Annotated in this window: 25 protein-coding genes; 17 read left to right on the forward strand and 8 right to left on the reverse strand. The window is 37.0% G+C overall.

Features of this window, described 5'->3' with window-relative positions:
• Window positions 1–16: 16 nt before the first annotated feature.
• The 7 genes from LF20184_RS12630 to rpmH all read right to left on the reverse strand — a co-directional run bounded on the left by LF20184_RS12630 (window position 17) and on the right by rpmH (window position 6,207).
• Window positions 17–178: a hypothetical protein gene (locus LF20184_RS12630; protein ID WP_010017936.1), complete on the reverse strand. Its 162-nt coding sequence runs from the start codon at window positions 176–178 to the stop codon at window positions 17–19.
• Window positions 162–1,130: an extracellular solute-binding protein gene (locus LF20184_RS00265; RefSeq protein WP_010017935.1), complete on the reverse strand. Its 969-nt coding sequence runs from the start codon at window positions 1,128–1,130 to the stop codon at window positions 162–164. The genes LF20184_RS12630 and LF20184_RS00265 overlap by 17 nt, the downstream gene beginning before the upstream one ends.
• A gap of 191 nt (window positions 1,131–1,321) precedes the next feature.
• The gene (gene mnmG, locus LF20184_RS00270) at window positions 1,322–3,229 is read right to left on the reverse strand and encodes a tRNA uridine-5-carboxymethylaminomethyl(34) synthesis enzyme MnmG (protein WP_010017934.1); all 1,908 of its coding nucleotides are present in this window, start codon (window positions 3,227–3,229) and stop codon (window positions 1,322–1,324) included.
• 20 nt (window positions 3,230–3,249) lie between these two features.
• Entirely contained in the window at window positions 3,250–4,641 is a 1,392-nt protein-coding gene (gene mnmE / locus LF20184_RS00275; RefSeq protein ID WP_010017932.1) for a tRNA uridine-5-carboxymethylaminomethyl(34) synthesis GTPase MnmE, read from the reverse strand.
• A 144-nt stretch (window positions 4,642–4,785) separates the two neighbouring features.
• Window positions 4,786–5,628 carry a membrane protein insertase YidC gene (gene yidC, locus LF20184_RS00280; protein WP_010017930.1) on the reverse strand — a complete coding sequence of 281 codons (843 nt, stop codon included), beginning with the start codon at window positions 5,626–5,628 and terminating at the stop codon, window positions 4,786–4,788.
• A gap of 30 nt (window positions 5,629–5,658) precedes the next feature.
• Window positions 5,659–6,000, reverse strand: coding sequence for a ribonuclease P protein component (rnpA, locus tag LF20184_RS00285; protein WP_010017928.1), 342 nt, complete (start codon window positions 5,998–6,000; stop codon window positions 5,659–5,661).
• A gap of 66 nt (window positions 6,001–6,066) precedes the next feature.
• Window positions 6,067–6,207, reverse strand: coding sequence for a 50S ribosomal protein L34 (rpmH, locus tag LF20184_RS00290; protein ID WP_010625561.1), 141 nt, complete (start codon window positions 6,205–6,207; stop codon window positions 6,067–6,069).
• A 498-nt stretch (window positions 6,208–6,705) separates the two neighbouring features.
• Here rpmH and dnaA point away from each other — a divergent pair, with 498 nt between their 5' ends.
• The 17 genes from dnaA to LF20184_RS00375 all read left to right on the forward strand — a co-directional run bounded on the left by dnaA (window position 6,706) and on the right by LF20184_RS00375 (window position 24,671).
• Window positions 6,706–8,082 (forward strand): chromosomal replication initiator protein DnaA, encoded by a 1,377-nt coding sequence (dnaA, locus tag LF20184_RS00295; RefSeq protein WP_010017926.1) that lies wholly within the window; start codon window positions 6,706–6,708, stop codon window positions 8,080–8,082.
• A 158-nt stretch (window positions 8,083–8,240) separates the two neighbouring features.
• Window positions 8,241–9,377, forward strand: coding sequence for a DNA polymerase III subunit beta (gene dnaN, locus LF20184_RS00300; RefSeq protein WP_010017925.1), 1,137 nt, complete (start codon window positions 8,241–8,243; stop codon window positions 9,375–9,377).
• 238 nt (window positions 9,378–9,615) lie between these two features.
• A complete protein-coding gene (gene yaaA, locus LF20184_RS00305) occupies window positions 9,616–9,825 on the forward strand; it encodes a S4 domain-containing protein YaaA (protein WP_010017924.1) in 210 nt (69 codons plus the stop codon).
• Window positions 9,826–10,947, forward strand: a complete 1,122-nt coding sequence (gene recF, locus LF20184_RS00310; RefSeq protein WP_010017923.1) for a DNA replication/repair protein RecF — start codon at window positions 9,826–9,828, stop codon at window positions 10,945–10,947.
• Complete coding sequence (gene gyrB / locus LF20184_RS00315; protein ID WP_010017921.1) at window positions 10,947–12,896, forward strand: DNA topoisomerase (ATP-hydrolyzing) subunit B; 1,950 nt, start codon at window positions 10,947–10,949, stop codon at window positions 12,894–12,896. Before recF ends, gyrB begins: the two co-directional genes overlap by 1 nt.
• A 16-nt stretch (window positions 12,897–12,912) precedes the next feature.
• Window positions 12,913–15,405, forward strand: a complete 2,493-nt coding sequence (gyrA, locus tag LF20184_RS00320; RefSeq protein ID WP_010017919.1) for a DNA gyrase subunit A — start codon at window positions 12,913–12,915, stop codon at window positions 15,403–15,405.
• A gap of 201 nt (window positions 15,406–15,606) precedes the next feature.
• The gene (gene rpsF, locus LF20184_RS00325; RefSeq protein ID WP_010017918.1) at window positions 15,607–15,903 is read left to right on the forward strand and encodes a 30S ribosomal protein S6; all 297 of its coding nucleotides are present in this window, start codon (window positions 15,607–15,609) and stop codon (window positions 15,901–15,903) included.
• A 37-nt stretch (window positions 15,904–15,940) separates the two neighbouring features.
• Window positions 15,941–16,522 carry a single-stranded DNA-binding protein gene (gene ssb / locus LF20184_RS00330; RefSeq protein ID WP_010017917.1) on the forward strand — a complete coding sequence of 194 codons (582 nt, stop codon included), beginning with the start codon at window positions 15,941–15,943 and terminating at the stop codon, window positions 16,520–16,522.
• Between the two features lie 21 nt (window positions 16,523–16,543).
• Window positions 16,544–16,780 carry a 30S ribosomal protein S18 gene (gene rpsR / locus LF20184_RS00335; protein ID WP_010017915.1) on the forward strand — a complete coding sequence of 79 codons (237 nt, stop codon included), beginning with the start codon at window positions 16,544–16,546 and terminating at the stop codon, window positions 16,778–16,780.
• A gap of 322 nt (window positions 16,781–17,102) precedes the next feature.
• Window positions 17,103–17,303 carry a helix-turn-helix transcriptional regulator gene (locus LF20184_RS00340; protein ID WP_010017914.1) on the forward strand — a complete coding sequence of 67 codons (201 nt, stop codon included), beginning with the start codon at window positions 17,103–17,105 and terminating at the stop codon, window positions 17,301–17,303.
• A 30-nt stretch (window positions 17,304–17,333) separates the two neighbouring features.
• Window positions 17,334–17,867, forward strand: a complete 534-nt coding sequence (locus LF20184_RS00345) for a hypothetical protein (protein WP_010017913.1) — start codon at window positions 17,334–17,336, stop codon at window positions 17,865–17,867.
• Between the two features lie 156 nt (window positions 17,868–18,023).
• Entirely contained in the window at window positions 18,024–20,024 is a 2,001-nt protein-coding gene (locus LF20184_RS00350; protein WP_010017912.1) for a DHH family phosphoesterase, read from the forward strand.
• A gap of 13 nt (window positions 20,025–20,037) precedes the next feature.
• Window positions 20,038–20,493: a 50S ribosomal protein L9 gene (rplI, locus tag LF20184_RS00355; RefSeq protein WP_056945185.1), complete on the forward strand. Its 456-nt coding sequence runs from the start codon at window positions 20,038–20,040 to the stop codon at window positions 20,491–20,493.
• Between the two features lie 7 nt (window positions 20,494–20,500).
• Window positions 20,501–21,874 (forward strand): replicative DNA helicase, encoded by a 1,374-nt coding sequence (gene dnaB / locus LF20184_RS00360; protein WP_010017907.1) that lies wholly within the window; start codon window positions 20,501–20,503, stop codon window positions 21,872–21,874.
• Window positions 21,875–21,894: 20 nt separating this feature from the next.
• On the forward strand, window positions 21,895–23,181 hold the full coding sequence (locus tag LF20184_RS00365; RefSeq protein WP_010017905.1) for an adenylosuccinate synthase: 1,287 nt from the start codon (window positions 21,895–21,897) through the stop codon (window positions 23,179–23,181).
• A gap of 161 nt (window positions 23,182–23,342) precedes the next feature.
• Window positions 23,343–24,179, forward strand: a complete 837-nt coding sequence (locus LF20184_RS00370; protein WP_010017903.1) for an NAD(P)H-binding protein — start codon at window positions 23,343–23,345, stop codon at window positions 24,177–24,179.
• Window positions 24,180–24,239: 60 nt separating this feature from the next.
• Window positions 24,240–24,671, forward strand: a complete 432-nt coding sequence (locus tag LF20184_RS00375; RefSeq protein ID WP_010017901.1) for an Rrf2 family transcriptional regulator — start codon at window positions 24,240–24,242, stop codon at window positions 24,669–24,671.
• 38 nt (window positions 24,672–24,709) lie between these two features.
• Here LF20184_RS00375 and LF20184_RS00380 read toward each other — a convergent pair whose 3' ends face one another.
• Window positions 24,710–25,636, reverse strand: coding sequence for a hypothetical protein (locus tag LF20184_RS00380; protein WP_010017900.1), 927 nt, complete (start codon window positions 25,634–25,636; stop codon window positions 24,710–24,712).
• Window positions 25,637–25,695: the final 59 nt, after the last annotated feature.

Genomic DNA, 25,695 nt, shown 5'->3' on the forward strand with positions numbered 1-25,695 from the left:
ATATTCTTCGAGATACTTATCCGGTGAAATTAGCAGAACACTCTGCAATCGCTTTCGGGGTATCCGTTGCAATAATTTTACCACCATTGATAAAAATCTCTAAATCGTGCCCAACAGAATTGATAATTCTACCAATTATAACGGCGTTATATTTTTGCTTATCAATTGATAATTTCATTCCATTCTTTAGTGTAACCAGTTAAATGTTTATTCAAGAATTCATAATCAATTTTTCTAAGCATCTGCAATCTATCAACTTGTTTCAAATTGTTTTGATTCTTTTCAATTAGAAAATCTAAATACTGATAGTCTTTATCAGACTCACTATTTTTCAGAATGGCGGCCGTTTTGTAGCCAATGTAGTCATCTTCTTTAGGAAAAACAAATTTAATATTCGGATTAGCTTTTTGTATTTTTTGACCAACGATATCATCCACCACCGCAACGTATATCTCACCTGATTTCAGCATCTGACTTAAACCATTCGGATCATCATAGACTTTGAGAATATTTGGTTTTAAATTATTTAACTCCATAAACATCGTCTTGCTATCTAATTGACCCGTATCAACAAATACTGACGTTACTTGCTTGCGCTGATAATGACCTTGCACCATATAAAGCATTTGTGGACCTAATTCAGTTGTAATATTAGGCACTGCAATGCTGCTTTCTAACCCAGCATCCCACAACTGATCCCATGAATAAATTTCCCCGACTTTGTTAGCGTTATAGACTACACCCAAGCGTTTAACCTGATATGGAATACTATTCGTCTCCTTGGCTATTTTTTGTTGCTGCTTAGATAAAAGTCCAAAGTTCTTCAACTTGGAAAAATCTAATTTTTTAAACCGTGCTTCTTTATTGCCTGCCACAGCATCTTTTTGTAGCAGCTCAATAATATCAATTCCAGCATCGCTATTTTCTAAGCGTTCTTTATCATTTCCAAATTCTGTTTTAATCGTTAAATCGTATTTCTTACTGAATGGTTCCCAAATATCCCTTTTTTCTTGTCTAGAAGAATTCTTAAATGTGGAAATTGTTAAATCGTCCTTTGCTTGCGTACAACCACTTGCCAATAGGACAATCGTCGTCAATATAACGATAAATCCAATCCTTTTCTTCATCATGATTGATTCCCCTTATGCTTTTATTATTAGTTTCAGCATAACAAGAATTCTCATTTATTAAAAGAGATGAAATTTAGATAATCTTGTAACGTTATAGCGGCCAATGAGGTTCCAATTATCATTCGATAAATACTAGCCAATATAAAAAAAGAACCTCATCAGATTTTTACATCCAATGAGGTCCATTTTATTTATTTTGCTTCAGGTAATTTAGCAATCTTACCTTGTTCAATATAAACACTCAAAATACCAATATCAGCAGGGTTAACACCACTGATACGACTAGCTTGAGCAATTGTTTGAGGATTGATCTTGGTTAGCTTTTGAACTGCTTCAGTAGCTAAACTATCAACCTTTGTGTAATCAATACGTTCAGGAATCTTCTTTGATTCCATCTTCTTCAAACGTTCGATACGCATCTTTTCTTTCTTGATATAGCCATCATACTTAGTAGCGATTTCTACTTGTTCAGCCACACGGCGGTCAACTGGATAATCAGCTTCTCCAATCATGTCGATGATATCTGAATAGTGTACTTCTGGTCTTCTCAAGAAGTGATCAGCCAAAATTCCATCTTTCAATGGCTTCAAGTCATGTGCTTTCAAGAATGGTAGAGCCATCTTAGGTGTGATCATCTTACGTGAAAGGCGTTTTAATTCCATTTCAATAGTTTGACGCTTTTCTTTGAAGGCGTCATAACGCTTGTCACTAATTAAGCCTAATTTGTAACCATAGTCTGTTAAACGTAAATCGGCATTATCGTGACGCAAAATCAAACGATATTCAGCACGACTAGTCAACAAACGGTAAGGTTCGTTAGTTCCCTTAGTAACTAAGTCGTCAATTAAAACACCGATATAAGCTTCATCACGACGCAAGATAAATGGATCCTTACCTTCGGCACGTAAAGCAGCGTTGATACCAGCCATGATTCCTTGTCCAGCAGCTTCTTCATAGCCAGAAGTTCCGTTCATTTGACCGGCTGTAAAGAGGTTCTTAACAATCTTAGTTTCAAGGTTTAATTTCAATTGCCAAGGTTCGATAACATCGTATTCAATGGCGTAACCAGGACGCATCAACTTAGCATTTTCTAGTCCGGCTACAGAATGCAACATCTTCAATTGAACTTCTTCAGGCATTGAAGTTGAGAAATCACCTACGTAATATTCCTTAGTATCTTTACCTTCTGGCTCCAAGAAGATTTGGTGTCTTGGCTTGTCAGCGAAACGAACAATCTTATCTTCAATTGAAGGACAATATCTTGGTCCTACACCTTTGATCACACCAGAGAACATTGGTGCACGGTCAAGGTTTTCACGGATGATTTTGTGAGTATCAGCGTTTGTATAAGTCATCCAGCAAGAAATTTGATGTTGTAAGTAATTTGAATCTGGTGTCTCAAATGAGAAGTGGTTTGGTTCTTTGTCACCAGGTTGTTCAATTGTTTCGTCAAAGTTGATAGTGTTCTTGTTAACACGTGGAGGTGTACCAGTCTTGAAACGTGTCAATTTGAAACCATGCTTTTCAAGATCTTCTGAAAGTTTGATTGAAGGAATACTGTTATTAGGACCTGATGAATACATCAATTCTCCAATAATAATCTTTCCTCGTGAAGAAGTACCAGCTGTCAAAACTACTGACTTAGCGTGATATCTAGCTCCAGTTGCTGTGACGATACCTTTGCAGACACCATCTTCAACAATCAATTTTTCGGCGATTCCTTGACGCAATGTCAAATTAGGCTCGTCTTCTAGAACATCTTTCATCATACGGTGATACATGTTCTTATCAGCTTGAGCACGCAAGGCACGAACCGCTGGACCTTTACCAGTATTGAGCATTCTCATTTGAATGTAGGTCTTATCAATGTTGCGACCCATTTCTCCACCTAAGGCATCGATTTCACGAACAACGATTCCTTTAGCGGGTCCACCAACGGAAGGATTACATGGCATAAAAGCGACCATATCCAAGTTGATAGTAATTAAAAGTGTTTTTTGGCCCATTCTGGCAGCAGCCAAAGCAGCTTCTGAACCAGCGTGACCGGCACCTACAACGATGACGTCATAAGTCTCTGAATCAAATTCCTTAATATCCATTTCTTCATTCACCTATATAATTATTTTCCTAAACAAAATTGTGAGAATAGTTGTGTAATCAATTCATCTTGATAACTTTCACCGGTAATTTCTCCGAGAGTGTCCCAGCAAGCCGTCATATCGATTTGTACTAGATCGATAGGCATTCCTGCTTCAATTCCAGAAATAACGTCATTGAGGCTATTTTTGGCTTTACGGAGCAAACCTGCTTGACGAGCACTAGTAATAATGACGTTGCTGCTGTTGTTATCTTCGATTCCGGCATTGAACAATTTACTGATTGTTTGTTTGATAGTTTCAATTCCGTCATTCTTGATTGCTGAAGTCTTCAAGATCACATCGTCAGCTTTCAATTGCACCACTGATTCAGGCGTAATCACAGGCATCAAATCTACTTTGTTAAAGATTACGATTCGACGTTTATCTTGAGTAGCATCGAGTAATTCCAAATCGTCCTCTTCTAATTCACGACTAGAATCTAAGACTAGAATGACCAAATCTGCACCCTTTAAAGCTGCCTTAGAACGCTCAACACCAATTTTTTCAACCTTATCTTCAGTATCACGAATACCAGCCGTATCGATCAATTTCAAAGGCACACCGTCGATATTGACGTATTGTTCAACCACATCTCTAGTTGTCCCGGCAACATCAGTTACGATTGCTTTCTCTTCATCCAAAAGGCGATTCAACAAACTGGATTTACCAACATTTGGCTTTCCGACAATAGCGGTAGCTAATCCGTGTTGTAAAATTTCACCACTATCAGCAGTTTTTAATAAACTGTCGATACTCTTGCTGACAGTCTTGGCTTTTTCTAAAAGCATCTTCGTAGTCATCTGGTCAGTATCATATTCTGGATAATCAATATTTACTTCTACTTGAGCTAATGAATCCAAGATTTCTTGACGCAAATTAGAGATCAAATGATGCAAATTTCCATCCAATTGATTAACAGCTACTTGCATAGCTTTGTCCGTTTTGGCACGGATCAAATCCATCACTGATTCAGCTTGCGTTAAATCGATTCGACCATTCAAAAAGGCACGTTTAGTAAATTCACCTGGTTCGGCCATTCTAGCGCCATAAGCTAACAATAATTGCAGAACTTTGTTAGTAGCAACTATACCCCCGTGGGTATTTATTTCGATGATATCTTCTCGTGTGAAAGTCTTTGGTGCTCGCATTACAGAGACCATAACTTCATCGATCAATGAATTATCGCTAGGGTCGTAAATGTGACCGTAGTTGATTGTGTGACTGGCAACTTTAGCTAAATCACGTCCCTTGAAAACTTTTTTGGCAACATCAACTGCTTGATCTCCTGACATCCTGACGATTGAGATAGCACCTTCCCCAGGAGGCGTCGAAATTGCAGCAATAGTGTCATATTCGGTTACTGAACTTGGCATAAAATATTTCCTTCCTTGTTTTTGAGCATAAAAAAAGTGCATAATCCGCCAATGTTTGACGGAAAAGCACCTTGACTACTTTTCTATATACGATATATGAATAATTTCAAAAAACATCTTAACGAGATTTTTTGAAATTGTCAATTATTTTCGATTCTTGTAAACACGTTTCTTAGCTTTTCTAAGTCGACGTTGTTTTTCTTTCTCAGCTTCCGCAGCTTCTCTTTGTTCACGACGATACTTGAACGGATTTTGGAAAGCCAATGTCTGGAGAACTTGGAACGCATTAGTTATTACCCAGTAAATTGTAATAGCTGATGGGAAAGTTAATGCTGGTACGAAGATAAAGATTGGCATAACCCAAGTCATGATCTTTGTCGTCGAATTTTGTGTTGGCTGTGAGTAGCTAGAAATGTAAGTACTTAAGAAAGTAAATACAGCCGCTAAGATAGCCATAATGTAATATGGATCGGCCTTACCAAGTTGCATCCATAAGAAACTACCATTACGAAGTTGAGTTGTCTTATAAATAGCTTGATACAAAGCAAACATAACTGGTAGTTGAATTACCAATGGCAAACATCCAGCTACTGGGTTTACTCCCGCCTCACTATAAAGTTTTTGTGTCTCATCACGTAGTTTTTGTTGAGTGTCCACATCTTTAGCAGAATATTTCTTTTGAAGAGCCTGCATTTGAGGTTGGATCTTCATTTGCTTATTCATACTCTTGATTTGGTACCAGTTAAGTGGCAACAAGATAACTCTCACTAAAATAGTGAAGATGATGATTGCCCATCCATAACTATTATTCACTAATGAAGCTAACCAAAGAATGAATCTAGAAAAACTATAAATAACGTAATGATCCCAGAATCCCGTACTATTACTTGTGATTGGCTCGTTTAGGTTTGAACATCCAGCTAAAACCAAGACAACACTAAGTAATAGAGCAACACCTATGTATTTCTTTAAGCTTTTTTTATTCACTTTTACACCTATTAGTCATATTTTTTAACTCTATTTTAATACATTACCTAATTTCAATAAATGTACAATATTTTTTTTCGTCTCAAACATATCTAAATCTACTGCCGGTTTTCTAGCTATAATCAAGAAATCCAATTCAGCAGGAAGCTCTGGCTTCAATTCTAATAGTGATTGGCGTACGTATCTTTTAATACGATTACGACCAACTGCTGTATGTGAAACTTTTTTTCCGACTGAAAGTCCTACACGAAAATGTTTTTGTCCCTCTTTAGGCATCTTGTATAAGACAAAATTGCGATTTGCAACTGAAGCCCCGTTGGAATAGACATATTGAAACTCATTTTCTTTTTTTATTCGATAGCTTTTTCTCATATGTCACCAGTCTACTCTCGTTTTGTAATAAAAAAAGACCACCAAATGTTTAGTGATCCTTCAAAACTAAGCTGATAATACTTTACGACCCTTTTTACGGCGTCTTGCTAAAACTTTGCGACCATTACTTGTACTCATTCTCTTCATGAAACCATGGACGCGTTCACGGTGACGCTTCTTTGGTTGAAATGTTCTCTTTGTAGTCATCAGTAAACCTCCTGACTCTTATATTTAATTAAAATTCACTTCTTCAGACAATTGCTTAACTAGCATATCATGTTATGACGATTTTTTAAATAACTAATTTCCTATAAATACAAGTTTTTTTTAGAAAGTTTTTCGCAATTTCAATTGTGGATAAAAAAATAAAACTTTCATAACCTTTTTTATCCACAGACGTTTTAACAGAGTTTTGCCCTGTGGATTTTTACTGTGTTTTAGTTTTCCACAGGATTGTTTATTTTTTGTTTTTTCTTTGTAACAGCTGAAATAAAGGCTTTTTCTTGACTGTTAATTGTGGATAACTGTGTTAATAATTATCCACAGCCTATATTTTCCACAGAGATGTGGATTAAGAAATTACCCGTTGTTATTTCTTCTAAATTTAAACGTGTGTTCTGTGGAAAACTATTGTTTAGAATGATAAACTATAAACTGTCATTTTAGGGAAAAAATTATCCACAACTACAGATTGGGGGGAAATAATTGCAAAATATTAATAACTCAACAGATCCAAAGCTGACTGAATTTTGGGATTTCTTTACTAATAAGTTAAGATCTCAATTAACTTCAGTCAGCTATTCGACTTGGGTTGAAAGTGCTGATCCCTTATGCATTGATGGAAATAACATTTATATTTCTGTACCAACCAAGCTTCACAAAGATTATTGGGAACGTAACTACACAGAAAAAATTGCTATTTACTCATATGAATTTAATGGAACTGAACTAAATCCAATAATTGAAAACGATGAAGACAAAACAAAAAAAGAGGAGCAAACTATTGCTCCCCACATTGAACCAGAAACTACTTCTGCTCAGCCTAAACATGTTTTTCATAATTCGCATTTAAATCCGAAATATACTTTTTCTTCTTTTATTGTTGGTAGCGGTAATCAGATGGCACATGCGGCTGCACTTGCGGCTGCTGAAGATCCAGGTGGAGTATACAATCCACTCTTCATCTATGGAGGCGTTGGTTTAGGGAAAACACATTTAATGCAAGCCGTCGGTCATCAAATGATCAAACTAGATCCATTGGCCAAAGTTAAATATGTGACTAGCGAAACCTTTGCGAATGACTTTATCAATTCAATTCAAACGAGAACTCAAGACGAATTTAGACAAGAATACCGAAACGTCGATCTACTATTAATAGATGACGTTCAATTTTTCGCTAAAAAAGAGGGGACTCAAGAAGAATTCTTCCATACTTTTAACGAGCTTTACGAAAATGGCAAGCAAATCGTGATGACTTCAGATCGTTTGCCTAAAGAAATCCCAGAATTGCAAGCACGTTTAGTTTCTCGATTTACTAGCGGTCTTTCAGCTGATATTACAGCACCGGATCTTGAAACTAGAATTGCCATTCTGCGCAACAAAGCTAAAGCTGAACACCTAGAAATTCCAAATGACACACTATCTTACATTGCAGCGCAAGTTGACACGAATGTACGTGAACTTGAGGGTGCACTTATTCGCGTTCAAGCTTATTCGACGACTCAAAATACTGATATTACTAAATCAGTCGCCGCTGATGCTTTGAGAGATTTCAAACGAACTAACGACCGCAACGGACTTTCGATCAGCAAGATTCAAAGTAAAGTTGCCAAATTTTATCACGTGACCGTTCAAGATATCAAAGGTAAGAAGCGGGTAAAATCAATCGTTGTTCCACGACAAATCGCGATGTATTTATCTCGAGAACTAACTGATAAGTCTCTACCACAAATCGGAATGGAATTTGGCGGTAAAGACCACACGACAGTAATGCATTCTTGTGATAAAATATCCGAATTGCTCATTAAAGATGCTGACTTGAAACGCTCAGTCAACGAACTAAAAGATGACCTCAGAAATTAACATGTTAACAACTTTGAGTTTTTCCCACAGTTATCCACAGCTGTTAATAACATGTATTTTTCTATAAGAATCAACCATCAGAAGAGTTTTCCACAGTTTTAACAGTGCCTACTACTACTTCTATCTTTATATTAATTAATTAAAAAAGGGAGTTACCTATGAAATTTTCTATTGATCGATCAAAGTTCATTAATCAAACTAGTAACGTTCAACGAGCAATTTCGACAAAGACAACTATTCCTATTTTGACAGGAATGAAATTAGATCTTTCGGAATCAGGCTTAACAATTACAGGAAGCAATTCAGATATTTCCATCACATCATTTATTTCGAAAGATGATAACGATAACGACTTGAAAATCGAAAGTACTGGTTCAATTGTTTTACCAGCTAGATTTTTCAATGAAATCATCAAAAAACTTCCTGGCGACAATTTTGAATTAGAAGTTTTGAACAATAATCAAACTCTAATCAAATCTGGAGTTTCAGAATTTACAATTAACGGCTTAGATGCTGTAAATTATCCACATCTTCCCGAAGTAGAAACTGATAATCAATTAGTTTTACCAACTGATGTTTTCAAAGAAGTTGTTAACCAAACTGTTATCGCTGTTTCAACTCAAGAAAGTCGTCCAGTTCTAACTGGTGTTAACTTCTTGATCACAAGCGAAGGCCTAACAGCAGTTGCAACTGATAGTCACCGTCTTTCACAAAGAAAGATCAACATCACTAGCGATGAAGACTACAACTTGATCATTCCTGGTAAGAGTTTGACTGAATTAGTTAGAACTATCAGCGACACAGTCAAAGAAATCTCAATGTCGATTTCAGAAAACCAAGTTTTATTCAGTTTTGACAATATTATGTTCTACTCAAGATTGCTTGATGGAAGATATCCTGAAACTGACCGCTTGATTCCTGATGAATCCAATACTCGTTTGACTTTTGATTCATCAAGTTTTCTAGCTTCAGTTGAACGTGCTTCACTTCTTTCTCATGAAAGTAGAAACAACGTTATCAAGTTAGAAATCAAGGCTGTTGATAAAAAAGCCACTCTTTACGGAAATTCACCAGAAGTTGGTACCGTAGAAGAAGTTCTTGATTGCGAAAATATCGAAGGCGACGATTTGGAAATTTCGTTCAACCCTGATTATCTAAAGGATGCTTTAAGATCATTCGGAAGTAACACAAATATTGAAATGAGTTTTACTTCTCCATTACACCCATTTACTTTAAGACCGGTGGAAGATCGCGATAATTTCGTTCAACTTATCACCCCAGTACGAACATTTTAATGTGAATAACTCAAAATAGACTGAACTTTCGGTTTGGTCTATTTTTTTTGTTGTTTTAAATTTAAAGCCGGTATATTAGCGATTGGACTTTTTTAAAGTAATTTTAGTGGGTGGATACTCATTATTTCAAAAATTGCTCAAATCGCCTGATATTTCGTTCTAAGTTGTCTTTTATTGTGAAAACAACTATAATATTGTTATGTCATTAATGGATAAATCTAATAAATAGGGTGTTACTATGTCTGAAAAAATTAAGCTAGAAACTGAATTCATTACTTTAGGTCAATTATTGAAAGATACCGGAGTCATTGCTACTGGCGGTCAAGCCAAGTGGTTTTTACGAGAAAATTCAGTATTACTTAATGGCAGTCCTGAAGATCGCCGTGGTAAAAAGTTGCGCTCTGGAGACGTCGTCGTTGTTGGTGAGCAAACTTTTGAAATTGAATAAATGTTTGTTAAAGAATTAAAACTTCAAAATTATCGCAACTACGAATCCTTAAACGTCAATTTTTCACCCGCAATCAATGTTTTTTTGGGAGAGAATGCTCAAGGCAAGACCAATTTATTAGAGTCTATGTACTTTTTAGCTCTGACGAGAAGTCATCGGACTAGCAATGACAAGGATTTAATTAGATGGGGTAGTGATTTTGCCAGAATTTCTGGGACGGTGATCAAAGATAATTCCAGTCGTTTGAAACTAGATTTGGTTATCAGCAAGTCAGGTAAAAAAGCGAAATTGAATAATTTAGAACAACGTAAGTTATCCAGTTATATCGGTAATTTGAATGTTGTTCTTTTTTCGCCAGAAGACCTTTCGATTGTTAAAGGCAATCCCGGAATTCGCCGCAAGTTCATTGATATGGAATTTGGTCAAATGTCTGCGCAATATTTGAAGACAATGAGCCAATTCAAAGCTGTTTTAAAGCAAAGAAATGCTTATTTAAAAAAACTTCAGCATCATCAAGCAAACGATATGATTTATTTAGACGTCTTGTCGGATCAATTTTCGGCTTACTGTGCTGAAGTTATTTTTTCGCGTTTACAATTTTTGCAAAAACTGCAAGACCATATTGAAAAGATTCATGCAAACATAACTGAAGATAATGAAAAACTCAAAATTGTTTACAATACCTTTTTCAATACAGACGGGAAAACTCTTGAAAATATATATGATGTTTTCAAAGATAATTTCAAACAAAACTATCAAAAAGAAATCAAACGCGGCGTGACCTTATTTGGGCCACATCGTGACGATATTAAATTCTTAGTCAATGAGAAGAATGTCCAAGATTTCGGTTCTCAAGGTCAGCAACGTTCAGTTGCGTTGAGTTTGAAACTAGCCGAAGTCGAGTTAATCAAAGATCAGGTAGGAGATTATCCGATTTTGTTATTGGATGATGTTCTATCGGAACTAGATCATAAGAGACAGACGCATTTGTTGTCGTCAATTAAAGAAGGTATTCAAACCTTCATTACAACGACTTCAATTGACGATGTCGATCCAGAATTAGTTAAAAATCCTAATATTTTAAATATTAATAATGGCAAAGTTCAACAGGAGGAGATTTAATGGCTGAAGACAGAAAAGCTGAGCTAGAAAAAAGAGAAGAACAAGTCGAAGAATACGACGCGAGTCAAATTCAAGTTCTTGAAGGACTAGAGGCTGTTCGTAAACGTCCCGGTATGTATATTGGGTCGACTAGTAAACAAGGTTTACACCATCTTGTTTGGGAAATTATTGATAATGGTATTGATGAAGCTTTAGCTGGTTTTGCTACAAAAATCGAAGTAACTGTTGAACCAGATAATTCCATTACCGTAACCGATGATGGTCGTGGTATTCCTGTCGATATTCAAAAGAAGACAGGTAAGCCTGCTCTAGAAACTGTTTATACTATCTTGCATGCCGGTGGTAAATTCGGCGGTGGCGGATACAAGGTTTCTGGTGGTTTGCACGGTGTTGGTGCCTCTGTAGTTAATGCGTTGAGTAGTGAACTAGATGTTCAAGTTGTCCGTGGCGGCAAACGTTATGGAATCGACTTTGAACGTGGAAAAGTTAAACATTCAATGCACGTTTTAGGAGACGCTGGTGAATTTGAACATGGAACTCGTGTTCATTTCGTACCCGATCCAGATATCTTTACGGAAACAACTGTTTACGATGACAAAGTTTTAACAACTAGAATTCGTGAATTGGCTTTCTTAAATAAGGGATTGAAACTTACATTTACAGATAAAAGAGCCGATACAGCTGAAAAATTAGTTTTCCACTATGAGGGTGGAATTAGAAGCTACGTTGAATATTTGGACAAGGAAAAAGACGTTCTATTCGACCAACCAATCTATCTTGAAGGTGTTCAAGACGGAATCACAGTCGAAGTTTCCTTGCAATATACTGACGAGTTCCATACTAATTTGATGACTTTCGCTAATAACATCCACACTTATGAAGGTGGTACTCACGAAGTTGGTTTCAAGACAGCTTTGACTCGTGTTATTAACGATTACGCTCACAAAAATAAACTATTAAAAGACACTGAAAAATTGTCCGGTGAAGATGTTCGTGAAGGAATGACTGCCGTTGTTTCTATCAAGCACCCAGACCCACAATTTGAAGGTCAAACTAAGACAAAATTAGGAAATTCTGATGCTAGAACTATCACTGATCGTCTCTTCAGTGAACATTTCTCTAAGTTCTTGATGGAAAATCCTGACGTTGCTAAGAAGATTGTTGAAAAAGGTTCACTTGCTACCAAAGCTCGTTTAGCTGCTAAGAGAGCTCGTGAAGTAACTAGAAAACAAAATGGTCTAGAAATCAGTAATCTTCCTGGTAAATTGGCTGATAACTCAAGTAAAGATCCAGAAATTTCTGAATTATTCATCGTCGAGGGTGATTCTGCCGGTGGTTCTGCTAAGACTGGTCGTTCCCGTTTGACTCAAGCTATTTTGCCAATCAGAGGTAAGATTTTGAACGTTGAAAAAGCCTCAATGGACAAGATTTTGGCTAACGAAGAAATCAGAACCCTCTTTACAGCTATGGGTACTGGTTTTGGAGAAGACTTCGATATTTCTAAAGCTAGATATCACAAAGTTATCATCATGACCGATGCCGATGTCGATGGTGCGCATATTAGAACCTTGTTGTTGACATTGCTTTACAGATACATGCGTCCGGTCGTTGATGCAGGATATGTTTATATCGCCAAGCCACCTTTGTATCAAGTTCGTCAAGGTAAGATGATGAGATACTTTGATACTGATAAAGAAAAAGATGACTTCGTTGAACAATTGCCACCAAAGCCAGAACCAAAGATCCAACGTTACAAGGGTCTTGGTGAAATGGATGCGGATCAATTGTGGGAAACAACTATGGACCCAGAAAAGAGAAGATTGGACCGTGTTAACTTGGATGATGCAATTGAAGCTAACAAGATTTTCTCAATGTTGATGGGTGATAAAGTTGAACCTAGAAGAGAATTCATTGAAGCAAATGCACGTTATGCAGAAGTAGATTATTAAGGAGGATGGCAATTTAATGGCAGATCATAGAATAGAAAATGTTAACTTGACAGAAGTCATGAAGAATTCCTTCGTTGACTACGCTGCTAGTGTTATTGTGTCACGTGCGCTACCAGACGTTCGTGATGGCCTCAAACCAGTTCATCGTCGTATCCTTTATGGTATGAATGAATTAGGTGTTACACCTGATAAACCATACAAGAAGAGTGCTCGTTTCGTTGGTGACATTATGGGTAAGTATCACCCCCATGGTGACTCCGCTATTTATGAATCAATGGTTAGAATGGCGCAGGATTTCAGTTACCGTTATCCATTAGTTGATGGACACGGAAACTTTGGTTCAATCGATGGTGATCCACCTGCTGCTATGCGTTATACCGAAGCTAGAATGAGTAAGATGGCAGTGGAAATGTTGCGTGATATCAACAAAGATACTGTTGACCTTATTCCTAACTACGATGGTGAAGAAAAAGAACCGACTGTTTTGCCAGCTAGATTCCCTAATCTTTTGGTTAACGGAGCTACCGGTATCGCTGTTGGTATGACAACTAATATTCCATCACACAACTTAAAAGAAGTTATCGATGCTTTGCACATTTTGATGAGAAACAAAGATGCAACAGTCGCTGACTTGATGAAAGCAATTCCCGGACCAGATTTCCCAACTGGTGGTATCATCATGGGTCGTTCTGGTATCAGAAAAGCTTATGAACATGGTCGTGGAACAATTATCTTGCGTGCCAAAGTTGACGTTGTAACGAAGAAGAGTGGCGCTGAACAAATCATCGTTACTGAACTTCCATATATGGTCAATAAAGCTAAGTTGGTTGAAAGAATCGCTGATTTAGCACGTGAAAAGAAGATTGAAGGAATTACTGATCTAAACGATGAATCCGATCGTGAAGGTATGCGTATCGTTATCGACCTTCGCCGTGATATGAGTGCTTCAGTTGTTTTGAACAATCTTTATAAATTGACGCAACTTCAAATTTCTTATGGTATCAACATGGTTGCTATCGTTGGTAAGACACCTAAAGTCTTCTCACTAAAAGGCGTTTTGGTTGAATACTTGAAGCACCAAGAAGTTGTTATCAGAAGAAGAACTGAATATGAATTAAGACGTGCTCAAGCTCGGGCTCACATTCTTGAAGGATTGAGAATTGCTTTGGATCACATTGATGAAATCATCAAGATCATCCGTGGCTCTCAAACCTCAGCTGTAGCTAAGCAAACTTTGATGGACAAGTTCAAGTTATCTGACAAACAATCACAAGCTATCCTAGATATGCGTTTGGTTCGTTTGACAGGTTTGGAACGTGACAAAGTTGAAGCCGAATACCAAGATTTGTTAGTAAAAATTGCTGACTACAAAGATATTTTGGCTACACCTGAACGTGTTGATAAAATCATCTACGACGAATTGCTTGAAATTCAAGAAAAATTCGGGGATGACAGAAGAACTGAAATCCGTGCTAGTGAAGTTGCCAACATCGAAGATGAAGATTTGATTGAAGAAGAAAACATCTTGGTTGTTTTGACACACAATGGCTACATCAAACGTTTGTCAGCGGATGAATTCCGTGTTCAAAATCGTGGTGGCCGTGGTGTTCAAGGAATGGGTGTGCATGATGATGATTTCATTGAACAAATGATTTACACATCAACTCATGACCGTCTCTTGTTCTTCACTAATGCTGGTAAGGTTTACCGTATCAAAGGTTACGAAGTTCCTGAATATGGACGGACAGCCAAAGGTATTCCAGTTATCAACTTGTTGAATATCGAAAAAGGCGAGAAGATTCAAACCGTCATCAATGTCGATAAAGATGTTGATCCAGAGAAGTCCTTCTTGTTCTTCGTTACTAAGCAAGGAACTGTTAAACGTACACCAGTAACTGATTTCGCTAATATTAGACATTCTGGTCTTCGTGCCATTACTCTAAAGGACGAGGATGAGTTAACTAATGTCTTCTTAACTAATGGTGAAAAAGTTATCGTTATTGGTACTCACAAGGGTTATGCCGTGACATTCAAGGAAAGCGATGTTCGTCCAATGGGAAGAACTGCTGCTGGTGTTCGTGGTATTAAACTGCGTGACGAAGATTACGTTATTGGTTCATCGATTGCTGAAACTGGTCAAGAAGTGCTAACTATTTCCGAAAAAGGTTATGGTAAGAGAACTTCAGTTGAAGAATATCCAGTTAAAGGTCGTGGTGGTAAAGGTATCAAGACCGCCAACGTTACCGAAAAGAATGGTCCAATTGCTGGATTGATGGTCGTCAATGGTGATGAAGATATCATGTTGATCACGGATAAAGGTGTTATGATTCGTTTTGATGTTCAAAGCGTTTCACAAACTGGACGTGCAACTTTAGGTGTCAGATTGATTAAAGTTGACGATGATTCAATCGTTTCAACAATGACTAAGATTGCTGAAGATGAGTCAGAATCAAGCGATGAAGATTCAACTGAATCAACAGATGAAACTACTGAAAACAAAGAAGATTAAAAAATAATCGTTTCTGCGTAATTTGATTATGTATCCAAATAGGGATGCGTGTCAGGCAGAAACGATTTTTTTGTTTTTAGTTCTAGTAATTGGAGAAAGTTTATGATAAACTTATACTTCGTGAGTATAAAATGTAGTTAATTTATGCTCCTTGTTCTTTCGAAAAGAGAGAACCATTAGACCATAAGGAGGTGTACAGTCATGGCTGAAGCACATTACGAAATCACATATATCATTAAACCTGATATGGAAGAAGACGCAAAGAAGGCATTGATCGAACGTTTCGACAAGATTCTTGCTGACAACGGCGCCAAAGTAATCGACTCAAAAGACTGGGAAAAGAAACGTTTAGCATACGAAATTGCTAATTATAAAGAAGGTATCTACCACATTATTAACGCAGATGCTGAAAACGATGAAGCAATTAACGAATTCGACCGTCTTTCAAAGATTGAAGATAACATTCTTCGTCACATGATCGTTAGACGCGAAGACTAATCTTGTTTCACGTGAAACAATTTAAGGAGGCAGATAAATGATTAATCGAGTAGTTTTAGTTGGACGCCTGACACGTGATCCTGAATTAAGATACACTGCTAATGGAGCAGCGGTTGCCAGTTTTACAGTTGCTGTAAACAGACAATTTACTAATTCTCAAGGTGAACGTGAAGCCGATTTTATCAATTGTGTCATTTGGAGAAAAGCTGCCGAGAATTTTTCTAATTTCACTAACAAAGGTTCTCTTGTAGGTATTGATGGACGTCTTCAAACACGTAACTATGAAAACCAACAAGGACAACGAGTATATGTAACAGAAGTAGTTGTAGAAAACTTCTCCTTGTTAGAATCTCGTGCCGAAAGTGAAAAGAGAAATTCCGGTGCTGGTTCCAATCAAGCACCTAGCTATAATAACAACAACAATCAATCAAGTCAGTCTCCATTTGGAAATAATAATAACAACAATTATGGAAATAACGCTGGCAACGGCAATTTCGATAATAGTAACAACAATTCTAATAACAATAATCAATCTAACAATTCTAACAATAATAATGGCGATCCTTTTGCTAACAACAGCAAGCCGATTGACATTTCTGATGATGATTTACCATTTTAATATAGAAGGGAGCAATCTATAATGGCCCAACAAAGAAGAGGCGGACGTAGAAGACGTAAAGTTGACTTCATCGCTGCTAACCATATCGAATACATCGATTATAAAGATACAGAATTACTTAAGAGATTTATCTCAGAACGTGGTAAGATTTTGCCAAGACGTGTTACAGGTACAAGTGCTAAGAACCAACGTAAGCTTACTGTAGCTATCAAGAGAGCAAGAATCATGGCTCTATTACCATTCGTTGCTGAAGACTAATTCTTCGCAGTTAATTAAAGATCACTTTGATGGTGGTCTTTTTTTTATGCGCTCTTTGCGGCTTTGCCGCTTAGAACGCATTATGCAAGCGACCAAAGGTCATCTTGCAGATCAATTTATAAATACGATAGGCATCATGTTAGAAAGAGAATAATCTCAATCTAAAATGGTGTCTTTTCTATCCCCAAAATAATTATCAGTTATCGCCAATGATACCGCTTACCAAAATATGTCACATATATTTGACAAAACAAATAATCAAATTGTATACTATAAATGTAAAATATATATGACATTTTTTTGAAAGAAAAAAGGTGTAGTTATGAATCACGTTCGTGAATATCGTCGTGCCAAGAAGTTATCGCAAATGGCACTGGCGGAAAAAGTCGGTGTAGCTCGTCAGACAATCAATCTGATTGAGAATGATAAATACAACCCATCATTAGATTTATGTTTGAAATTAGCCTGGGTGTTGGATACAGACTTAAATACGTTGTTTTGGAGAGATAAAGAGGAAAGTTAAAGTATACCTAAAATTAAGGGGATGGAACGCATGAAAAAGCTAGATAAAAAACTCATCAAATGGTTCATTGGGAAAAACGTCTTCGTGGATGAAAGAATCCAAAAAGAAGTCGGCATCTTTGCTACGAGAACGGTATTTGTTTTGTTTGTCTTTGAATTAGTATTTGGCTTTGGAATCAGTGTTTATGCATCCAATACTCAAACCACAGATTTTGAAACCTTATTTTACATAGCTACCTTTGTTCAAGCTATTGGGGCACTCATTCTCATTTATGGATTCATGATCATCCCCATGGGTAAGAAAAGACTCCTCGTAAAAGAAGTCAGTCCAGAAGATAAAAAGGAATTTGTCAAAGGACTACAACACAGTTGGGTCAGAATAGCACCACTTGAATTTGTTGGCTTTTGGGTAGTGCATTCTTTATTCTATTTTAATGAAGGCTATTTTAAAATCTTATTCAGTTTTAAAGAGATAATCTCAGCTTTGATTTTCACAACCTTTTTCACAATTTTTATGTCTCTTTATGAAAGAATGCATGTAAAAACTATCAAAGATGATGAATAAGTAATCAACATCAGGATTCTCAAAGTATATCGGGAATTCTGGTGTTTTTATTTCCAAAAGCTAATGATTTTAAGACTTGATTTTCGATGTAATATATAGAAGAAAGAAGAAGTCGGCTGTGATAAAATTAAAGGGTATATCTAAGAGGGGACTAATATGAAAAAGATAAAAGCTAATCTGAAATTCTTCCTTTCTCGAGTTGATCATTCAACTCAATTAACAGCGGTCTCTTTGATTGTGATGTTGTTTTCGATTTTAATCGTCGGCTTGATTCACGGTTCTATTGCCGGGTATATCCAAGCCATCTTAGTGATTATTTCGTTGATTTTATTTGTTTATCTCTTCCTTTTATTAGGTGAGAAGGCAGGTAAATATACTAACAATTTGCAATATCGAATTGATCGGGGAACAGACAACAGTTTCGTTGAGTATCCTTTGGGCATACTTTTGTACGATACTGATAAACAGATTCAATGGGTAAATCCTTACTTTGTCGAAAAGACAGGCTTTAATCCATCCAACAGTATGACGATTGCGGACGTTTCGGCTCAATTATCAAGTTTGGTCGATGACGTGGGTCATGCTGATAATCGTACTATTCAAATAGATGACAAAGATTTTTTGGTGCAAATTCAACCAGAATTAAAAGTAATCTATTTGTTTGATATTACACATTATTCAAAAATTGAAAAAAGATATGAAGATAATCGTTCGGTCATTGGCCAAGTTTATTTGGATAATTATGCCGAAATTACTCAATCAATGAGTGATCGTGATATTTCTAATTTGGACAACTACGTTACTAACGAATTGTCAAATTGGGCCTTTGATCAGCAAATGTTTTTGAAGAGAATTGATGATGACCATTTCTTCATTATGGCTTACACAGGTAAAATCTTTACAATGGAGAAAAATGGTTTTAAAATTCTTGATACGATTCGTGAATATACTTCGCAACAAAATGTGCCTTTGACTTTGAGTATGGGCTTTTCTTACGGTGTCGATGATTTGGATAAATTGAACACTGAAGCGCAAAAGAATCTTAACCTAGCACTAGGTCGTGGGGGCGATCAAGTCGTCGTTAAAGAAATTGGTGAGAAAGCTCGTTTCTACGGTGGAAATACTGATCCGATGGAAAAGAGAACTCGTGTCCGGGCTAGAATGATCAGTGAAGCTCTACAAGAATTGTTGAAGGATAGCGACCAAGTTATCGTTATGGGACACTCGCATCCCGATATGGATGTTTTAGGTTCATCTTTAGGTATTAGACGAATTTCCTTGATGAATAACACACCATGTAAGATCGTGATCAATCCCAATACTTTGCATTCTGATGTCAGTCGACTTTTGACCATGGCTAAAGAAGAACCGGATATTCAAAAGGATATCATTTCACCAGAGGAGTCAGTTGTTCTTAAAACGCCAAAAACTTTAATCGTGATGGTCGACCATTCTAAGCAAAGTATTTCAATCAACCCTAACTTGATCGATGGCGACAATAATAAAGTCGTTGTTATCGACCACCATAGACGTGGCGAGGAATTCCCAGAGAATCCAATGTTGATCTACATTGAGCCATATGCTTCATCAACCAGTGAATTGATTACCGAAATGCTTGAGTACCAACCTAAGAATAAGAAAGCTATCGAGAAGATCGAAGCTACAGCTTTGTTGGCCGGAATTACCGTCGATACGAAGTCATTCTCACTTAGAACTGGTACGAGAACTTTCGATGCCGCTAGTTACTTGCGTTCTGTGGGTGCTGACGAAACTATCATTCAAAATGTTTTGAAAGAGAATGTCGATTCATTTATTCAGAAGAGTCATTTGATTGAAACAATTACGATGGTCAATGGTAATATGGCAGTATGTTTCGGTGAAGAAGACAAGACTTATGATCCTGTCATCGTAGCCCAAGCCGCTGATACATTGTTGTCACTAGATAATGTTGAAGCATCATTTGTCATTAGCAAACGTCCCGATGGTCGAGTAGGGATCTCGGCTAGAAGTTTGGGTAATGTTAATGTACAAGTTATTATGGAAAAACTTGGTGGTGGTGGACACTTGTCTGATGCCGCAACACAAATTTCTGATGCTACGGTAGAAGAAGCCAAGGAACAATTAGTTGCAGTTTTGACTGATTCGGAGAAGAAATAGAGGAGGACTAGAAATGAAAGTTATTTTCCTAGAAGATGTAAGAGGTAAAGGTAAAAAGGGTGAACTAAAGAACGTTGCTGACGGTTATGCCCAAAACTTTTTGATCAAAAATAAAAAGGCTATTGAAGCCACTAAACAAAATGTTGCTAAATTAAAGGCTGAACAAAATCGTGAAGCTAAAGATTACGAAGCTGAAAAAGAAGAAGCTAAAAAAATCAAAGTCCAAATTGAAGATGACAAGACAGTTGTTGAGATTTCAGCCAAGGCTGGTACTGATGGTCGTCTCTTTGGTTCAGTAACAACTAAGAAGATTGCCGAAGAATTAAATAAACAATATGGACTCAAAGTTGATAAGCACAAGATGGTACTTTCTGACGGCGTTAAATCACTGGGATACATCAATGTACCTGTGAAGTTGTTCGAAGGTGTCGAAGCTACCATCAGAGTTCACGTTGCTGAAAAGAAGTAGGATATAAATGAATAATGATATAACTTCAAGAATACCGCCCAATGATAAGGATGCTGAGCAAGCCGTATTAGGAGCGGTTTTTCTAAGTCAAGATGCTTTAATTGAAGCGATGGAATACGTTGAAGCTGATGATTTTTATCAACACGCCAATCAATTAGTATTTCAAGCGATGATGAATTTAAACGATGCTGAAGAACCAGTCGATGTTGTGACAGTTCAAAATGAATTGGATCGAGCAAATCAAATCGAAGACATTGGTGGCGTTAGTTATTTAGCTGAATTGGCTAATGCTGTACCAACGGCTGCAAATACGACTTATTACGCCAAGATCGTTAAGAATAAGTCAACGTTGAGACGTTTGATCAATGCCGCAACTGGTATCGTTCAACGTAGTTTTGATGAAGATGAAGACATCGACAGTATCATCGACCAATCCGAAAGAGAAATCATGGACGTATCTGAGAATCGAAATCATAAAGGTTTCCGTCGTATCTCAGATGTCGTTAAGGCTTCTTTTGAAGAAATCGATAAATTGTATGACCAAGATAGTGATGTTACTGGACTTTCTACTGGCTACAAGGATCTTGATGCGATGACGACCGGTTTGCACAAAGATGAGTTGATTATTTTGGCTGCTCGTCCTGGTGTTGGTAAAACAGCCTTTGTTTTAAATGTGGCTCAAAATGCCGCTACTAAATCCAATGCCACGGTAGCGATGTTTTCGCTAGAAATGAGTGCTGAGTCGTTAGTTAACCGTATGTTATGTTCTGAGGGTAGTATCGATGCAAATGCTCTGAGAACGGGTAAATTGGACGAGAATCAATGGAATAGTTTGGTAGTAGCAATGGGAAGTTTATCTCGGACCAACATTTACATTGATGACACTCCTGGTATCAAGATGGCAGAAATTAGATCTAAATGTCGTCGACTTTTGAAAGAAAGTGGCCATTTAGACCTAGTAGTTATCGATTATTTGCAATTAATCGAAGGAACTGGTCAAGAAAATCGACAACAAGAAGTTTCAGTTATTTCACGTAATTTGAAAAAATTAGCGAAAGAACTTCATGTGCCAGTAATCGCATTGTCACAGCTTTCCCGTGGTGTCGAAGCTCGTCAGGACAAAAGACCGATGTTGTCAGATATCCGTGAATCTGGTTCAATTGAACAGGATGCGGATATCGTTGCCTTTCTTTATCGTGATGATTATTATCGTGATGAAGATGGGGATGACAATAACGAGGAAGAACCTGAAGACCAAGATGTCGGTGAAGTTGAAGTAATTATCAGTAAGAACCGTTCGGGTCCACGTGGAACGGCCAAGTTATTGTTCGTGAAATCTTATAATAAGTTTTCATCGATAGCGAATATTCCAGAAAATTAAATAGTGTAGGTGTAGAAGAAATGACGACAGTTGTTGTAGTAGGTACCCAATGGGGCGATGAAGGTAAAGGTAAGATTACCGATTATTTCAGTGGTGAAGCTAATATTATTGCACGTTACCAAGGTGGAGATAATGCCGGCCACACTTTGAATATCGATAACAACGTTTACAAATTAAGATCTGTTCCTTCAGGTATTTTGTATTCAGATAAAACTAGTGTTATTGGAAATGGGGTTGTTTTAAACCTCGAATCACTTCAAGAAGAATTGAATCGTCTCCACGAACAAGGGGTAGATACAACTAATTTGAAGATTTCTAACCGCGCACAGTTGATTTTGCCTTATCACATTCAACTAGATAAGTTGCAAGAACAAGCTAAGGGTGATTCTAAAGTTGGTACAACTAACCGTGGAATCGGACCTGCATATACTGACAAAGCTTCACGTGTTGGTATTAGAATGGCTGATATTCTTGATAAAGACTTATTCAAAGAATTGTTGACACAAAACCTTGAACAAAAGAATGCATTGTTTACTAAGATTTACGGTGCTGAACCAATGAAGTTTGATGATATTTTTGAAAAATATTACCAAATTGGTCAAGACTTAAAAGATCGTGTCATCGATACTTCTGCCTATTTGAACAAAGAACTAAAGAATGGCAAAAATGTCCTATTTGAAGGTGCACAAGGAATCATGCTTGACATCGATCATGGTACTTATCCTTATGTTACTTCTTCAAATCCTGCCGGTGGTGTAACTACTGGTGCTGGTGTTGGTGCCCCATTGATCGACAACGTGATTGGAGTTGTTAAAGCCTATACTTCACGTGTTGGTGCTGGTCCATTCCCTACTGAACAACTAAACGATACTGGGGATTTCTTGCGTGAAGCAGGTCATGAATATGGTACTGTTACACATCGTCCTCGTCGTGTTGGTTGGTTAGATCTAGTTGTTTTGAAGCATTCATGTAACGTGGCTGGTGTGACACACTTGTCATTGAATTGCTTGGATGTTTTGACTGGCTTAGACGAAATCAAAGTCTGCACCGGCTATGACTTAAACGGCAAGATCATCGATGAATATCCTGCTAACTTAAATGTTTTAGCTAAGTGCAAACCAGTTTACAAGACCTTTAAAGGTTGGACTGAAGACATGACTCAAGCTAAGAGCCTCAACGACTTGCCACAACAAGCTAGAGACTATCTAGACTTCATCAAAGACCAATTAGGCGTTGAATACGCTACTGTTTCAGTTGGTCCTGATCGTGAACAAACTATTGAAGTAAATGATGTTTGGAAAAACTAATTATAAATTCTGAGTCACTGAGCGTAATGTTCGGTGGCTTTTTTTGTTGTTTATGAAAAATTTAAATCCTTGCTTTTAAAAACGATAGTGTTACTATAATAAATACAAGTTAATAATAAAGTAACATATAAATCAAAAGTTTAAGAAAGAAGGATTTTTTTATGACAAAATATGCAATTACAGGTGCAACTGGTCGTTTTGGTCAAAATGCTCTCAAGAAATTAGTTGAATTGGTTCCTGCTACAGATGTAGTGGCTTTGGCTCGCAATACTCAAAAAGCTCAAGCAACCGTACCAAATGGCGTGGAAGTTCGTTTAGGTGACTACAACGATGTGGGACAATTAACTGAATCACTTCAAGGTATCGACAAGTTGCTCTTCGTTTCATCACAACCTGGTGGAGAAGTCGCTCGTGCTATTCAACATGAAAATGTCTTAACGGCTGCTAAAAATGCTGGAGTTAAGTACATTGCCTATACAAGTTTTCCACATGCTGATACAGCTACAGCTCCTTTGGCAAATGATCATCAATTAACTGAGAAGTTGCTCAAAGAATCAGGAATTGATTATTCATTCTTACGTAATAACTGGTATTTGGAAAATGAGGCTGATTCATTAAAAGCTGCTGTTACACAAGGATTAGTATATTCAACTGATGGTAAAGCGGGATGGGCTTTGGAGTCTGAATATTCAGAAGCCGCTGCTTTAGTTTTGGTTCAAGACAATCCTAAAAAGGTTTATGAATTTTCGGGAAAGAGTCGAACTTATCAAGATTTGGCTGATGCATTAAAGGTTACAGCTACGAAATTAAGCGATGCTGAATACGGTAAGGTATTGCAGAAGTCTGGAATGGATGAAGGAACAGTTCAAATGATTCTTTCATTCCAAGATTTGATTACTCAAGGCAATTTGGCAGAAACTACGACTGATTTGCCAGAAGTTTTAGGTAGAGAATTGACGCCATTGTCAGAAGCACTTGGAACAGTTATTGGTAAATAATGTTTGTCAAAGACCTACTTTATACCTTATGATATTAAGAAGTGTGAAGGAGTGATGATTTTGAAATTTTCCAGTAAATTGAGTGATGGCGTACATATTTTGACCTATGTTGATATTTGTAAAGATGGTGATCTTTCAAGTGCAGCAATCGCCAGTAGTATCGAGTCCAATCCCAGTTTAGTGCGACGTATGATGTCGAGATTGAAAAAAGCTGGATTGTTACAGAGCGCACCTGGAAAAGTTGCTCCCAAATTGTCTAGAAAACCTTCTGAGATAACGTTATTGGATGTTTATCGAGCTATTGAAGATAATCAAAATTTACTCCACGTTGATGAAAAAACTAATCCTAAATGTATCGTTGGTGGCAATATTCAAGATACTTTACGAGAAGTTTATCAAAAGGTACAAAACGATGCTGAAAAGAGCATGTCACAAGTGAGTTTGCAAGATATCATTGATGGAATTTTGCTCAATAATGAGAAGAAAAAATAAAATAAGCCCGGTCAGAATAAATTCTGATCAGGCTTATTTTATTGGTTTTTAGAGTCGGTTGAAATAATACCACGTTGTAAGTTGATGAAACGTCCACTATTACGACTGAAAGTTAACGTATAGTAATAACTGTTGTCTTTATTTAATTGCTTAATGTAGATTCTAGTGTAGCGAGGGACATCAGAAACTTGATAGCCGACGATACTCGAATTGCTGACTCGTGAATTAGAATTTTTTGCTAAGGTATACAAACCGATGTTGCTCTTGTCGGGATTCAAACCTAAGTTGATAGAGATTTGGTTAAAGTTACCAGGTTCGTTAGCGTTGGTGGCAGTCAAATTAGAATTGATGATAGCAGTCTTTAATCGTTGCATGAAGGCATCTGCTTCAGTCGTACCAAACTTGCCTAATTCAATATCTTTAAAGACGTATTTTGGTGGATATTTGTTAGACTTGGTGTTGAGGTATTTAGCCGAAGTGACGGTGTCATCGTGATAATAAAGGCGGTAACGGTAACTCACGATATTTTTCGTATCGTCATAACGATTGCAACTGACAGTAATATACTTTCCGTGGCTGTCTTTACCAAAATTCAACAAAGTCATTTTACCGATATAACGGTGTGGCTTTTGATGAACCTTCTTTAATAAAGATTCTTCTTGGTCATTGGATAAAAATGACAGTTGTTTTGTATTATCATAGTCATCATTGATAGAGCTGATTAAATTCAAAGCTTGTGTTTTAGAATTGTTCAAGTCAGCTTTCAAAGAGATGGCTTTAGGCGCGATGTCTTCATCAATATTATTAGGATTAACGATCAAAGAGAATGGAATGGTCAAACTGGCGATGCCATTGATAGTTTTGTCCTTGATTTTTCCTAAGTTAAGGGCGTATGAGAAAATAATGGCGATTAAAAGTAGGAAAATAACGATCCATTTTATATATGTTTTGTTTAATTTTTTCAAAATTTCCACCCTTTATTTGCAGGATAATTTACTATATATAATAACAAGATGAACTAGAT

Source organism: Companilactobacillus farciminis KCTC 3681 = DSM 20184 (genome assembly GCF_002706745.1).
Classification (GTDB): Bacteria; Bacillota; Bacilli; order Lactobacillales; family Lactobacillaceae; genus Companilactobacillus; species Companilactobacillus farciminis.

Excerpts from the sequence above, each read along its gene's own strand:
- yaaA (WP_010017924.1), top strand. The coding sequence starts at position 9,616 with ATGTCTGAAAAAATTAAGCTAGAAACTGAATTCATTACTTTAGGTCAA.
- gyrA (WP_010017919.1), top strand. The coding sequence starts at position 12,913 with ATGGCAGATCATAGAATAGAAAATGTTAACTTGACAGAAGTCATGAAG.
- LF20184_RS00365 (WP_010017905.1), top strand. The coding sequence starts at position 21,895 with ATGACGACAGTTGTTGTAGTAGGTACCCAATGGGGCGATGAAGGTAAA.
- LF20184_RS00265 (WP_010017935.1), bottom strand. The coding sequence starts at position 1,130 with ATGATGAAGAAAAGGATTGGATTTATCGTTATATTGACGACGATTGTC.
- rpsR (WP_010017915.1), top strand. The coding sequence starts at position 16,544 with ATGGCCCAACAAAGAAGAGGCGGACGTAGAAGACGTAAAGTTGACTTC.
- mnmG (WP_010017934.1), bottom strand. The coding sequence starts at position 3,229 with ATGGATATTAAGGAATTTGATTCAGAGACTTATGACGTCATCGTTGTA.
- LF20184_RS00345 (WP_010017913.1), top strand. The coding sequence starts at position 17,334 with ATGAAAAAGCTAGATAAAAAACTCATCAAATGGTTCATTGGGAAAAAC.
- gyrB (WP_010017921.1), top strand. The coding sequence starts at position 10,947 with ATGGCTGAAGACAGAAAAGCTGAGCTAGAAAAAAGAGAAGAACAAGTC.
- dnaB (WP_010017907.1), top strand. The coding sequence starts at position 20,501 with ATGAATAATGATATAACTTCAAGAATACCGCCCAATGATAAGGATGCT.
- rplI (WP_056945185.1), top strand. The coding sequence starts at position 20,038 with ATGAAAGTTATTTTCCTAGAAGATGTAAGAGGTAAAGGTAAAAAGGGT.
- mnmE (WP_010017932.1), bottom strand. The coding sequence starts at position 4,641 with ATGCCAAGTTCAGTAACCGAATATGACACTATTGCTGCAATTTCGACG.
- LF20184_RS12630 (WP_010017936.1), bottom strand. The coding sequence starts at position 178 with ATGAAATTATCAATTGATAAGCAAAAATATAACGCCGTTATAATTGGT.
- rpmH (WP_010625561.1), bottom strand. The coding sequence starts at position 6,207 with ATGACTACAAAGAGAACATTTCAACCAAAGAAGCGTCACCGTGAACGC.
- recF (WP_010017923.1), top strand. The coding sequence starts at position 9,826 with ATGTTTGTTAAAGAATTAAAACTTCAAAATTATCGCAACTACGAATCC.
- rnpA (WP_010017928.1), bottom strand. The coding sequence starts at position 6,000 with ATGAGAAAAAGCTATCGAATAAAAAAAGAAAATGAGTTTCAATATGTC.
- LF20184_RS00350 (WP_010017912.1), top strand. The coding sequence starts at position 18,024 with ATGAAAAAGATAAAAGCTAATCTGAAATTCTTCCTTTCTCGAGTTGAT.
- rpsF (WP_010017918.1), top strand. The coding sequence starts at position 15,607 with ATGGCTGAAGCACATTACGAAATCACATATATCATTAAACCTGATATG.
- ssb (WP_010017917.1), top strand. The coding sequence starts at position 15,941 with ATGATTAATCGAGTAGTTTTAGTTGGACGCCTGACACGTGATCCTGAA.
- dnaN (WP_010017925.1), top strand. The coding sequence starts at position 8,241 with ATGAAATTTTCTATTGATCGATCAAAGTTCATTAATCAAACTAGTAAC.
- LF20184_RS00370 (WP_010017903.1), top strand. The coding sequence starts at position 23,343 with ATGACAAAATATGCAATTACAGGTGCAACTGGTCGTTTTGGTCAAAAT.
- LF20184_RS00340 (WP_010017914.1), top strand. The coding sequence starts at position 17,103 with ATGAATCACGTTCGTGAATATCGTCGTGCCAAGAAGTTATCGCAAATG.